This is a genomic window from Delftia deserti, assembly GCF_042653485.1.
Taxonomy (GTDB): Bacteria; Pseudomonadota; Gammaproteobacteria; order Burkholderiales; family Burkholderiaceae_C; genus Comamonas; species Comamonas acidovorans.
Window position 1 is genome coordinate 459,726 of sequence record NZ_JBHSIH010000001.1, and the last position, 12,440, is coordinate 472,165.

Below are 12,440 nucleotides of genomic sequence, written 5' to 3' on the forward strand. Positions count from 1 at the left end.
CGCTCTTGCTGAAGACCTCCACGGGCAAACCCTAGACTGCAGGCGGCAAGGTGCTTGCACCCGAGCCCATGTGCCGGGCCTGCCGAGACTTGCCGCGCGCCAGGGGCGAAGGGCGAGGCATTGCACAAGCCCTCATCCATGAAATCAAAGGCAGCAGTTTTGAAACATCAGTGAAACGAATTGTGCGGCGGCAGACGGCGTCACAGTCTCCGGGCCTCTGGCAGCAGGCTGCGGGGCTTGCACGGGTTTCCCCTTGAGCCGGATGGCATGGTGCTTGCAACAAGCCTGGCGCACTGCCAACCATAACTCTGCAGGAGACACAAACCCATGAGCATCAACCGCCGCCGCTTTTGCGCCGCCCTGCCCGCCCCGCTGGCCGGCCTTGCGCTGCCGCACCCGGGCCTGGCCCAGGAGGCCTTTCCCAGCAAGTCGCTGAAGATCGTCTGCCCCTTCGCGCCCGGCGGCGGTTCGGACTTCATTGCGCGCGTGGCCTCCAATGTGCTCAACGACAGGCTGGGCCAGCCCGTGGTGGTGGAGAACCGGCCTGGCGCCGGTGGCACGCTGGGCACCGAGTACGCGCTGCGCTCGGCGGCCGATGGCTACACGCTGCTGCTGGTGGCGGGCAGCTATACGGTCAACCCTTCGCTGTACAGGCTGCGTTTCGACCCCGTGGCCGACATGACGCCCGTGATCCAGCTGTCCAAAGGCGCCTACGTGGTCTGCGTAAGCCCCCGCGTGCCCGCCAGAAACCTGCAGGAATTGCTGACCTATGCGCGTGAGAACCCGGGCAAGCTGACCTTTGCCTCGGCCGGCAATGGCAGCCATCTTCACATCGTGACCGAGTACCTGTTCGGCATGGCCAAGGTCAAGGCCACGCATGTGCCCTATCGCGGCACGGGCCCGGCCGTGACCGATCTGCTGTCGGGCAATGTGGACATGCTGGTGGCCGGCACCGAGGCGCTGATGCAGCATGTCAAGAGCGGCAAGCTGCACGCCCTGGCCGTGACCACGGCCCAGCGCCTGCCCGCCTATCCCGGGATTCCTTCGGTGGCCGAAAGCGGCCTGCCGGACTATGACGTGGTGGCCTGGCACGGCCTGCTCGCGCCCAAGGGCCTGCCGCCCGCCGTGCTGTCGCGCATCAATGCGGCGTTGGATACCGGCCTCAAGGCACCGGCACTACTGGCCCAGCTGGAGCCCACGGGCGTGTCCCCGGCAGGGGGCACACCGGCCCAGTTCGGCGCCCTGATCCAGTCGGAGATTCCACGCTACGCCAAGGTGGTGAAAGACAACGAAATCCGCGCACAGTAGTCCGCGCACAGTAATCGGCTCACCTCGGCCCGAGAATCCATCCGCCCCCATGACCCTTCGCTACAAGAAACCCCTGCCCGGCACCAAGCTGCACTACATCGACGCCCGTGCCGCCGTCGATGCCCTCTCGCCCGGTGCCTGGGCTCGTCTGCCCTACACCGCCCGCGTCCATGCCGAGAACCTCGTGCGCCGCGCCGATCCCGCGCAACTCGACGGCTACCTGCTGCAGCTCATCGAGCGCCGCCGCGACATCGACTTCCCCTGGTACCCCGTGCGCGTGGTCTGCCACGACATCCTGGGCCAGACCGCCCTGGTGGACCTGGCCGGCCTGCGCGATGCCATCGCGGCCGAAGGCGGCGACCCCGCCCAGGTCAACCCCGTCGTGCCCGTGCAGCTCATCGTGGACCACTCGCTGGCCGTGGAGTGCGGCGGCTTCGATCCCGACGCCTTTGCGAAGAACCGCGCCATCGAGGACCGCCGCAACGAGGACCGCTTCCACTTCATCGAGTGGACGAAGAAGGCCTTTGCCAACGTGGATGTGATCCCTGCAGGGAACGGGATCATGCACCAGATCAATCTGGAGAAGATGTCCCCCGTGGTCACCGTGCAGGATGGCCTGGCCTTCCCGGACACCTGCGTCGGCACCGACTCGCACACGCCCCATGTCGATGCCCTGGGCGTGATCGCCGTGGGCGTGGGCGGGCTGGAGGCCGAGAACGTCATGCTGGGCCGTGCCTGCTGGATGCGCCTGCCCGACATCGTGGGCGTGCGCCTCACGGGCCGGCGCCAGGCGGGCATCACGGCCACCGACATCGTGCTGGCCCTGACCGAATTCCTGCGCCAGCAAAAGGTGGTGGGCGCCTATGTGGAATTCTTTGGCGAGGGCGCCGACAGCCTGAGCATCGGCGACCGCGCCACCATCTCCAACATGTGCCCCGAATACGGCGCCACGGCGGCCATGTTCTCCATTGACGACCAGACGCTGGCCTACCTGCGCCTGACCGGCCGCGACGAGGCCCAGGTGCGCCTGGTCGAGGCCTATGCGCGCACCGCAGGCCTGTGGAGCGACACCCTGGCCGGGGTGGAGTACGAGCGCGTGCTGCAGTTCGACCTGTCCACCGTGGTGCGCAACATGGCCGGCCCCTCGAATCCGCACCGGCGCCTGCCCACCTCGGCCCTGGCCGAGCGCGGCATTGCCGATGCCGCAAAACTGCAGGCCGCCCGCACCCAGGAGGCGCAAGGCCTGATGCCCGATGGGGCCGTCATCATCGCAGCCATCACCAGCTGCACCAACACCAGCAACCCGCGCAATGTCATCGCCGCCGCCTTGCTGGCGCGCAATGCCAATCGCCTGGGTCTGGCGCGCAAGCCCTGGGTCAAATCCTCGCTGGCGCCGGGCTCCAAGGCCGTGGAGCTGTATCTGAAGGAGGCCGGCCTGCTCAGCGAGCTGGAGCAGCTGGGCTTTGGCATCGTCGCCTTTGCCTGCACCACCTGCAACGGCATGAGCGGCGCGCTGGACCCCGCCATCCAGCAGGAGATCGTCGAGCGCGACCTCTACGCCACGGCCGTGCTCTCGGGCAACCGCAACTTCGACGGGCGCATCCATCCCCAGGCCAAACAGGCCTTCCTGGCCTCGCCGCCGCTGGTCCTGGCCTATGCGCTGGCGGGCACGGTGCGCTTCGACATCGAGCAGGACGTGCTGGGCGTGGTGGACGGCCGGGAGATCCGCCTGAAGGACCTGTGGCCCACCGACGAGGAGATCGACGCCATCGTTGAACAAGCGGTCAAACCTGCGCAATTCCGCGCCGTCTACGACCCCATGTTCGCCATCCGCAAGGACGATGGTGACAAGGCACGGCCCCAGTACGACTGGCGAGCGCAGTCCACCTACATACGCCGCCCGCCGTACTGGGATACCGAAGGCGTGGGCGCGCTGGCGGCCTTCCCGCGCACGCTGCGCAACATGCGACCGCTGGCCCTGCTGCCCGACAACATCACCACCGACCACCTGTCGCCCTCCAACGCCATCCTGGCCGACAGCGCGGCGGGCGAATACCTGGCGCGCATGGGCCTGCCCGAGGAAGACTTCAACTCCTACGCCACCCACCGCGGCGACCACCTCACCGCCATGCGCGCCACCTTCGCCAACCCGCAGCTGGTCAACGAGATGGCCGTCATCGACGGCGTGCAGCACAAGGGCTCGCTGGCGCGCATCGAGCCCGAAGGCCGCGTGGTGCGCATGTGGGAGGCCATGGAAACCTACCTGAACCGCCGCCAGCCGCTGATCATCATCGCGGGCGCCGACTACGGCCAGGGCTCCAGCCGCGACTGGGCCGCCAAGGGAGTGCGGCTGGCCGGAGTCGAGGCCGTGGTGGCCGAAGGCTTCGAGCGCATCCACCGCACCAATCTCATAGGCATGGGCGTGCTGCCGCTGCAGTTCGTGCCGGGCACCGACCGCAAGACCCTGGCGCTGGACGGCACGGAGGTCTATGGGGTGGAAGGCGAGCGTACGCCGGGAACCCAACTCACTCTGGTGGTCGAGCGCCGCAACGGCCAGACGCTGCGCGTGCCGGTGACCTGCCGACTGGACACGGCCGAGGAGGTATCGGTCTACGAGGCGGGCGGGGTGCTGCAGCGCTTTGCGCAGGACTTCCTGGCGCAGTCACCGCAAAAACAGACACAGATACAAGCACAAGCAGCAACACAGGAGGCCTGAGATGGGCGCGATCCCCGAAACCTTTCTTCCCCAGATCCGCATTCCCGCCACCTACCTGCGCGGCGGCACCAGCAAGGGCGTGTTCTTTCGCCTGCAAGACCTTCCGGAGGCTGCGCAACAGCCGGGCCCCGTGCGCGACGCCATCCTGCTGCGCGCCCTGGGCAGCCCCGACCCTTACGGCAAGCAGATCGACGGCATGGGCAATGCATCGTCGAGCACCAGCAAGGCCGTGATTCTCTCGGCCAGCACGCGCGAAGGCCATGACGTGGACTACCTGTTCGGCCAGGTCGCCATCGACCAGCCCTTCGTGGACTGGAGCGGCAACTGCGGCAATCTCTCGGCCGCCGTGGGGCCCTGCGCCATCCACATGGGATTGATAGCCCCTGCGCGCATCCCGCGCAACGGCACGGCCACCCTCCGCATCTGGCAGGCCAATATCGGCAAGACCATCGTGGCCCATGTGCCCATCACGAACGGCCAAGTGCAGGAGACGGGCGACTTCGAGCTCGATGGCGTGACCTTTCCTGCGGCCGAGGTGGCGTTGGAGTTCCTGGACCCTGCCGATGAGGGAGAGGACGGAGGAGCCATGTTCCCGACGGGCCACCTCGTGGACCGGCTGGATGTTCCCGGAGTCGGCAGCTTTGCAGCCACGCTGATCAATGCGGGCATTCCGACCATCTTCCTGAACGCAAAGGAACTGGGCTACACGGGCTGCGAGCTGCAGGACGCCATCAACGGCGATGCCGAGGCGCTGGCGCGCTTCGAGGCCATACGCGCCCACGGCGCCCTGCAGATGGGCCTGATCCAGGAACTGTCCGAAGCCGCCAGGCGCCAGCACACGCCAAAAATCGCCTTTGTGGCACCGCCAGCGCCCTACACGGCCTCCAGCGGCAAGCGCATCGAGGCAGGCGATGTGGACCTGCTGGTGCGCGCCCTGTCCATGGGCAAGCTGCACCACGCCATGATGGGCACGGCGGCGGTGGCCATAGGCACGGCGGCAGCGGTGCCGGGCACGCTGGTGAATCTGGCGGCGGGCGGTGGCGAACGCGGCGCCGTTCGCTTCGGCCATCCTTCCGGCACGCTGCGCGTGGGCGCCGAGGCCCGGTTGGTGAATGGCCAGTGGCAGGTGACCAAGGCCTTGATGAGCCGCAGCGCGCGCATCCTGATGGAAGGCTGGATCAGGGTGCCTGGCGAGGTGTTGAACGCCGCGTGAATGCGCAGGGTCCGGCTTCAGGCCTGGGCCGCACTCACGCCTGGGCTCTCAGCGCCGCTGCGTGCCACGTCTGCAGTTGCTCCAGCGTGTTCGTCGTGCCGCCGCAGGCCACCACCAGCACGCGCTTGAAGCCCTGCAGCGCAGGTGCGCCTGCGTAGGCAAGGGCCAGCGCGGCACCGCAGGCAGGCTCCACATGCAGGCGATGGTCGTCAATGAAGCGCAGGCAGGCGTCCAGCGCCTGCGCGTCCGTCACCACGGCGCTGCGCACGGGGTGCACCTGCGCCAGATCGAAGGCCCGCTGGCAGACCTGGCGCGCGCCCAGCGAGGTGGCCACGCTGGTGATGCGGTCCAGCAGCACGCGGCGGCCCTGGGCCAGCGACTGCGCCAGGGAGTCGGCACCGGCTGTCTCCGCTGCAATCACGGGCACATCGGTCCAGCCATGGCGCTCCAGGCCCTGCACCACGCCGGCCAGCAGGCCGCCGCCGCCCACGGCCAGCACCACAGCGTCGGGCTTGAAGTCGGCAGCGGCCAGCTCATCGACCAGGGTGGAATGCCCCGCCCACAGCAGCGGGTCGTCAAACGGATGGACAAAGGCATCCTCAGCCCCCAGCAGGGACTGGGCCAGGGCATTGGCTTCGTCCCAGACGCTGCCATGCACGATCAGCTCGGCACCCTGTGCACGGATCAGCGCCCGCGCGTGCTCGGTCGTGGTTTGCGGCACGACCACGGTGACGGGCATGGACAACTGCCGCCCGGCATAGGCCACGGCAATGCCCGCATTGCCGCCCGACGAGGCCACAAAGCGCTTCTTGCCCTGGCGCGCCAGGGTCTCGCAGGCATGGCCTATGCCGCGCAGCTTGAACGAGCCACAGGGCTGCAGCGCCTCCAGCTTGAGCCAGATTTCGGGACCACCGGCGTGGCTCAGGGCATGGGACGGAATAAGGGGTGTGAAGGTGTGCAAAGGCATGGGGTGGCAGTGTAGAACCGGCGTTCAGCCGCGATAATCCCTTGGCTTTTCAAATATTCTTTGCACTGTGAGCACAAATCAAGCCCTGCCCCTGCTCGGGGAAATGGCCATCTTCGTCAAGGTCGTGGACACGGGCAGCTTCTCCGAGGCCGCGCGCCAGCTGGGCAGCACGCCATCGGCCACCAGCCGGGGCGTGGCGCGGCTGGAAAAGGCTCTGGGCCTGCGCCTGCTGGAACGCACCACGCGCAAGCTGCGCCTGAGCGAGGCCGGCCGCGAGGTCCATGCGCGCTGCCTGGACATGGTGGGCGCCGCCCAGGCCGTCATGGCCGCATCCCTGCTGCAGGACGCGCAGCCGCGCGGCCTGGTGCGCATCAGCGTGCCCAAGGCCGTGGGCCGTACCGTGGTCCATCCCCACATGCCCGACTTCCTGGCCCTGTATCCGGAGGTCGATGTACAGATGCGGCTGGAAGACCGCTACATGGACCTGATCGACGATCCCGTGGACCTGGCCATACGCATCACCAACCACCCGCCGCCAGGCCTCATGGGCCGCCACCTGATGGACATCGACCATCTGCTGTGCGCCTCGCCCCAATACCTGACCCGGAACGGCACGCCCGTGCATCCGCTGGACCTCAAGGCCCACAGCTGCATCTACCTGGGGGAGGAGCCCGGCGACGCGCACTGGAAGCTGCGCGGCCAAGGCAAGACCGTCACCGTGGCCGTGCGCGGGCGCTATGCCGCCAACCACACAGGCGTGCGGCTGGACGCCGTGCTGCAGCACCTAGGCATCGCCAGCCTGCCCCGCTTCACGGCGCGCGAGGCCCTTGCGGACGGGCGCATCGTGCAGGTGCTGCCGGACTGGAGCTTTCTGCCCAACTACAGCGGCCAGCTGTGGATTCTTCACTCCCCCACGCGCCACCTGCCGCTCAAACTGCGCGTGATGGTCGATTTCCTGGCCGAGCGGCTGGGCAGCCATGCACCCTGATCAGTCCGGCGCCCTGAGCCTGCGCCACAGCGTGGCCCGGCTGATGCCCAGGATCTCGCAGGCGCGGCGCTGGTCGCCCTGCACCTGCTCCAGCACTTCGCGCATGCGCTGGCGCTCGGCATCGCGCCGTGCCTCGCGCAACTGCAGTTGCCGCTGCTGTGCTGGCAAGGCTTGCATGGCACCCTGCCCAGCCCCGTCGCATTCAGGAAACAGCTCCCGCAACCGGCCCATGTCCACGCGGCCCGCGCTGTCGCGCAGGTCTTGGCGGCAGGCCAGCAGGCGTTCCACCCAGTTGTCCAGCTCTCGCGCATTGCCGGGCCAGCGGTGGCCGGATGCCAGCTCCAGCAAGGCCGCCAGCAAGGACTCCAGCGATGGGCCTTCCGCCTGCAGCGACTGCGTGTGCAAGCGCCGTGCCAGCATGGCGCGGGCCAGGGCCTGGACATCGCCCTGTCCGCGTTCGTGCAGTCCGGGCATGGACAGGCGCAGCACGGCCAGGCGGTAGAACAGGTCACGCCGGAATTCACCGCGCTCGACCAGGGCCGCCAGATCGGCATGCGTGGCGGCGATGACGCGCAGGTCCACCGGCACGGGCGTGGTGGAGCCCACGCGCAGCACTTCGCGCTCCTGCAGCACGCGCAGCAGGCGGGACTGCAGGGCCAGCGGCATGTCGCCGATCTCGTCCAGGAACAAGGTGCCCGTGTGGGCCGCCTCGATCAGCCCGGTCTTGCCGCCGCGCCGCGCGCCGGTGAAAGCGCCTTCGTCATAGCCGAAGAGTTCGCTCTCCAGCAGGCTTTCCCCCAGGGCCGCGCAGTTCACCGCCAGGAAAGGCTGGGCCGCGCGCCGGCTGGCGCGGTGCATGCCCTGGGCCAGCAGCTCCTTGCCCGTGCCGCTGTCGCCCTGGATGAGCACGGTGGCATCGCTGGCCGCGAACTGGCGCGCCAGGCGGCGCACGCGCTGGGCGGGCTCGCTGTCGCCCGCATAGTCTTCGATGCGCCAGCGCACGCCCGCGCCGCGCAGGCTGCGATTGGCGCGCAGGTGGCGGTCGGCGCGCTGGATGGTGGCGGGGTCGCGGCAGACCAGCAAGGCGCCCGTGAGCTGGCCGTTTTCCACGATGGGCGCGCGCCGCACCACCAGAGTGCGCATGGCCAGCTGGACCACGTCTTCACTGCCCTCGGGCTCCAGGGACTGCGACTGCAGCGCCTGTGCCAGCGCCAGCGCGGGCGCCACCTCGTCCAGCAGCCGGCCATGCAGCGCATTGGCAGGCGCTCCCAGCAGGGCCGCCATGGTGGGGTTCAGTGCCTGGATGCAGCCTTGCGTATCCACGGCGACCACGCCGTCCTGCAACTGGCCGAGCACGGTTTCCAGCCGCTGGTGGCGGGCGCGCTCGGCATGGCGGTGGCGGGCCAGCAGCACGGCGTCGCGCAGGGCCTGCAGCACGGCGCCGTCGGAGTACAGCAGCACGCTGGGAATGCCTGCCTGCTCGGCCAGATCTGCCACCAGGCCGGGCGCGACGACGGCGCCCACGCCGGCGGCCTGCAGCGCACGCACGCAGGCCTGGGCATCCTCGGGCCCGTGGTAGCTGAACTGGGCAATGCCGGCGCCGAACAGCGCGTCGAACTGGGCCAGGTGCGGCGAGGGATGGTCGAATGACACCAGCCCGATGCGCGGCGTGCCGCCGGACTGGGCCAGTGCACGCGCGCTGGCCAGCGCCTGCAGCAGGTCGAACCCGCGCACTTCGATCATGACGACGGGGATATCGACCCGCTCGCGCACCCAGGCGCCGCTGGCCCCGGCGGCCACCAGGGCGTCTACGGGCTCGACCGCCTGCAGCGCACGCACGGCCTGCACGGCATCGTCAAAGGCCGCGCTGACATGCTCCACGCGCACCTGATCGCCCACGGCCAGCGACATCCGCTCCAGCACGCGGCCGATACGGTGGCGGCCCACGGTGACGACGCGCGGCCAGGCTGCACGGGGGCCGGCAGGGATTGCATGCATGGAAGGCACAACTGATTCATTCATGCAACCGATTATTTCATTCATGCAACATCGCACCGGGCGAATCGGTGAATGCGTGCAGAGCAGGCTTTTCAAGGATCACAAAACCCATTCATATCAACAACTTGCAAGAACAAGGGTTTACCCTTTGATCCAGTGGCATGCCACTTGCAAACAGGGCTGGCGTTTCAATCATTTCAAGTATTTCCAGGAGACCCCATGAACCAGCCATCCCGCCTGCCCCGCCGCACCGCCCTGGCCACCCTGCTTGCCGCCGCGCTGCCGCTGGCCGGCGTGACCTGCTCCTTCGCTGCACGGGCTGCTGGCGCCGCCGATGCCTGGCCCACCCGTCCCATCCGCCTGGTGGTGCCGTTTTCGGCAGGCGGCGCCAACGACCTGATGGCCCGCTCGGCCGCCGAAGGTGCGTCCAAAATCCTGGGCCAGCCCGTGGTCATCGACAACCGGCCCGGCGCAGGCGGCACCGTGGGCGCCGACATCGTGGCCAAGGCCCAGCCCGATGGCTACACCCTGCTGGTGAGCGCGGCCGGCGTGATCTCCAACAGCATGATCAAGAAGACCATGCCGTTCAAGGACGATGCGCTGGTGCCCGTGGCCATGATCGGGCTGGCGCCTTCGGTGATCGTGGTTCCCAAGAACGCGCCCTACCAGAATCTGCGCGATTTCGTCGAGGCATCGAAGAAGGGCCAGGGCTTCAATTTCGCCACGGCCGGCACGGGCAGCACGCCGCATTTCGTGGCCGAGATGCTGAACGTGAAGTACGGCGCACAGCTGCAGCCCGTGCCCTACAAGAGCGGATCGGAAAGCACGACGGCCGTGCTGGGCGGCCAGGTGGAGGGCACGTCGGAGGCCAGCATCATCGCCTTGCCCCACATCCTCAATGAGGGCAAGTTCAAGGCCCTGGCCACGACCTGGACGCAGCGCATCTCCGCCTATCCGCAACTGTCCACTGCCGTGGAGCAGGGCTTTGCCGAACTGCAGATCGCGCACTGGGCCGGCATCCATGCGCCCAAGGGGACGCCGCCCGCCATCCTGGACAAGCTGGCCGCCGCCGTGGACCAGGCCATGAAGGAGCCGGCCACCGTGGAGAAACTCAAGGGCCTGGGCATCGAGCCCATTGGCGGCACGCGCGCCGAGTTCGTGAAATTCACCGATTCCGAGCGCAAGCGCCTGGGCGAGATCGTCAAGGCCGCGAACATGCAGGAAAAGTGAGTCGCTCCCGCCACAACCACGGACTCCAACCGAGACAAGACACCATGAATACCCGCCGCAATACCCTCCGCCTGAGCCTGGGACTGGCCCTGAGCACCACCGCCGCCGCTGCGGCCCTGCTCGCCGCCCCCGCCACCGCCGTGGCCCAGGGCGCAGATGCCTGGCCCTCGCGCCCCATCAAGCTCATCGTGCCCTATGCGGCCGGCGGCTTTGCCGATACACGGGCCCGCAAGATCGCCGACAAGATCGGCCAGAGCCTGGGCCAGCCCATCGTGATCGACAACCGCGGCGGCGCGGGCGGCGTGACGGGCACGGATGCCATCGCCAAGGCCACGGACGGCCATACCTTCGGTTTCGGCTCGCCAGGCCCGCTGGTGACCAATCCCATGCTGATGAAAAAGCTGCCCTACAACGCCGCACGCGACCTGCAGCCCATCATCCTGATCGAAGAGGCGCCGCTGATCCTGACCACGGCGCCCAACCAGCCGTTCAAGACCGTGGCCGAGCTGGTGGCTGCAGCCAAGGCCAGGCCGGGCACGCTGACCTATGGATCGTCGGGCGTGGGCGGTGCCCACCACCTGTCGGGCGAGCTGCTGGCCTTCCAGACGCGCACGGACATGGTCCATGTGCCCTACAAGGGCGGCGCGCTGGCAGCCACCGACCTGATGGGCGGCCACCTGGCCTTCATGTTCGAGATGGGCTATGCGGCCCTGCCCGCCATCCAGGGCGACAAGGTCAAGGCCCTGGCCGTGTCCAGCAAACAGCGCCTGAAGGTGCTGCCCAGCGTGCCCACGCTGGATGAGGCGGGCATCAAGGGCTTCGAGTCATACAACTGGCTGGGCATGATCGCGCCGGCCAGCACGCCTCCGGCCGTGATCGAGCGCCTGAACAAGGCCGTGAACGAGGCACTCAAGGACGCCGAGGTGCGCGCCATGATCGAGAACACGGGCGGCATGGTCATGGGCGGCACGCCCCAGGCCTACGGCAAGTTCATCGAGGCCGAGCGCGCCAAGTGGGGCCCGGTGATCAAGAACGCCAACATCACGCTGGACTGAGCGTCCACCCGCGCAGCACTTTTCTTCATCCAACAGAACCCTCCATGAACACCAAGCAACAACTCAAGGCCCTGGCCGAAGCGCGCCGCGGCGTGCTCGTGCCCGGCGCATTCAACGCACTGTCCGCGCGCGTCGTGGCCGATCTCGGCTTCGAGGCCATCTATGTGACCGGAGCCGGCGTGACCAACATGTGGTTCGGCCTGCCCGACCAGGCCTTCATGGGCCTGACCGACATCGCCGACCACACGGCCCGAATCCGTGATGCCGTGGATCTGCCGCTGATCGTCGATGCCGACACCGGCTTCGGCAACGCGCTCAACACCTACCATGCGGTGCGCACGCTGGAGCGCGCGGGCGCCGACTGCATCCAGATCGAGGACCAGATCAGCCCCAAGCGCTGCGGCCATTTCAATGGCAAGGAAGTGATTTCCACCGACGAGATGCTGGGCAAGATCAAGGCCGCCGTGGACGCGCGCCGCGACCAGGGCACGCTGATCATGGCGCGCACCGATGCCTGCGCCACGCAGGGCTTCGAGGCCGCCGTCGAGCGCGCCCAGCGCTTTGCCGAGGCGGGAGCCGACATCCTCTTCGTGGAGGCCGTGACCCAGGCCGATGAGATCCGCGCCCTGCCCCAGCGCCTGTCCACGCCGCAGCTGATGAACATGGTGATCGGAGGCAAGACGCCCATCACCGACGCGGGCGAGCTGGCAGATCTGGGCTATGGCCTGGTGCTGTATGCCAATGCCGCGCTGCAAGGCGCCGTGGCCGGCATGCAAAAGGCGCTGGGCCAGCTGCGCAACGAGCGCAGGGTGGACGAGAACCCCGCCGTGGTGGCCCCGTTTGCCGAGCGTCAGCGCCTGGTCAACAAGCCGTTCTGGGACGCGCTGGAAAAGAAGTACGAGTGAAGCACGAGTGAAGCGCGAGTGAAGTTCGAGCGAGGGCGGGCTGGCACAGCGCCGCTCAGC

General features: G+C 68.2%; 9 protein-coding genes. 7 read left to right on the forward strand and 2 right to left on the reverse strand.

The genetic code is table 11. The features are described 5' to 3' along the window. Positions 1 to 327 precede the first annotated feature (327 nt). From ACFPFG_RS02240 to prpF, 3 genes are read left to right on the forward strand one after another with little or no spacing between them, the layout of a single operon-like run. Positions 328 to 1,308 carry a tripartite tricarboxylate transporter substrate binding protein gene (locus tag ACFPFG_RS02240; RefSeq protein ID WP_380104776.1) on the forward strand — a complete coding sequence of 327 codons (981 nt, stop codon included), beginning with the start codon at positions 328 to 330 and terminating at the stop codon, positions 1,306 to 1,308. Positions 1,309 to 1,357: 49 nt separating this feature from the next. Beyond that, positions 1,358 to 4,024, forward strand: a complete 2,667-nt coding sequence (acnD, locus tag ACFPFG_RS02245; RefSeq protein WP_380104778.1) for a Fe/S-dependent 2-methylisocitrate dehydratase AcnD — start codon at positions 1,358 to 1,360, stop codon at positions 4,022 to 4,024. Position 4,025: 1 nt separating this feature from the next. Then, on the forward strand, positions 4,026 to 5,237 hold the full coding sequence (prpF, locus tag ACFPFG_RS02250) for a 2-methylaconitate cis-trans isomerase PrpF (protein WP_380104780.1): 1,212 nt from the start codon (positions 4,026 to 4,028) through the stop codon (positions 5,235 to 5,237). 34 nt (positions 5,238 to 5,271) lie between these two features. On the opposite strand, the gene ACFPFG_RS02255 is transcribed toward prpF, so the two are convergent. Beyond that, positions 5,272 to 6,204 carry a pyridoxal-phosphate dependent enzyme gene (locus ACFPFG_RS02255; RefSeq protein ID WP_380104782.1) on the reverse strand — a complete coding sequence of 311 codons (933 nt, stop codon included), beginning with the start codon at positions 6,202 to 6,204 and terminating at the stop codon, positions 5,272 to 5,274. A 67-nt stretch (positions 6,205 to 6,271) separates the two neighbouring features. Between ACFPFG_RS02255 and ACFPFG_RS02260 the strand changes: the two genes are divergently transcribed. Further along, a complete protein-coding gene (locus tag ACFPFG_RS02260; protein WP_380104784.1) occupies positions 6,272 to 7,192 on the forward strand; it encodes a LysR family transcriptional regulator in 921 nt (306 codons plus the stop codon). Here the strand turns inward: ACFPFG_RS02260 and prpR are convergent, their stop codons facing one another. Beyond that, positions 7,193 to 9,190, reverse strand: coding sequence for a propionate catabolism operon regulatory protein PrpR (gene prpR, locus ACFPFG_RS02265; protein WP_380104786.1), 1,998 nt, complete (start codon positions 9,188 to 9,190; stop codon positions 7,193 to 7,195). A 219-nt stretch (positions 9,191 to 9,409) separates the two neighbouring features. Here prpR and ACFPFG_RS02270 point away from each other — a divergent pair, with 219 nt between their 5' ends. From ACFPFG_RS02270 to ACFPFG_RS02280, 3 genes are read left to right on the forward strand one after another with little or no spacing between them, the layout of a single operon-like run. Next, positions 9,410 to 10,420 (forward strand): tripartite tricarboxylate transporter substrate binding protein, encoded by a 1,011-nt coding sequence (locus ACFPFG_RS02270; RefSeq protein WP_183017917.1) that lies wholly within the window; start codon positions 9,410 to 9,412, stop codon positions 10,418 to 10,420. Positions 10,421 to 10,464: 44 nt separating this feature from the next. Next, positions 10,465 to 11,475 (forward strand): Bug family tripartite tricarboxylate transporter substrate binding protein, encoded by a 1,011-nt coding sequence (locus ACFPFG_RS02275; protein WP_183017916.1) that lies wholly within the window; start codon positions 10,465 to 10,467, stop codon positions 11,473 to 11,475. A gap of 44 nt (positions 11,476 to 11,519) precedes the next feature. After that, a complete protein-coding gene (locus ACFPFG_RS02280) occupies positions 11,520 to 12,380 on the forward strand; it encodes an isocitrate lyase/PEP mutase family protein (protein WP_063326258.1) in 861 nt (286 codons plus the stop codon). Positions 12,381 to 12,440: the final 60 nt, after the last annotated feature.

What these genes read in the sequence shown, in the direction of transcription:
- ACFPFG_RS02240 (WP_380104776.1), top strand. Translation starts at nt 328, where the DNA reads ATGAGCATCAACCGCCGCCGCTTTTGCGCCGCCCTGCCCGCCCCGCTG.
- acnD (WP_380104778.1), top strand. Translation starts at nt 1,358, where the DNA reads ATGACCCTTCGCTACAAGAAACCCCTGCCCGGCACCAAGCTGCACTAC.
- prpF (WP_380104780.1), top strand. Translation starts at nt 4,026, where the DNA reads ATGGGCGCGATCCCCGAAACCTTTCTTCCCCAGATCCGCATTCCCGCC.
- ACFPFG_RS02255 (WP_380104782.1), bottom strand. Translation starts at nt 6,204, where the DNA reads ATGCCTTTGCACACCTTCACACCCCTTATTCCGTCCCATGCCCTGAGC.
- prpR (WP_380104786.1), bottom strand. Translation starts at nt 9,190, where the DNA reads ATGCATGCAATCCCTGCCGGCCCCCGTGCAGCCTGGCCGCGCGTCGTC.
- ACFPFG_RS02270 (WP_183017917.1), top strand. Translation starts at nt 9,410, where the DNA reads ATGAACCAGCCATCCCGCCTGCCCCGCCGCACCGCCCTGGCCACCCTG.
- ACFPFG_RS02275 (WP_183017916.1), top strand. Translation starts at nt 10,465, where the DNA reads ATGAATACCCGCCGCAATACCCTCCGCCTGAGCCTGGGACTGGCCCTG.
- ACFPFG_RS02280 (WP_063326258.1), top strand. Translation starts at nt 11,520, where the DNA reads ATGAACACCAAGCAACAACTCAAGGCCCTGGCCGAAGCGCGCCGCGGC.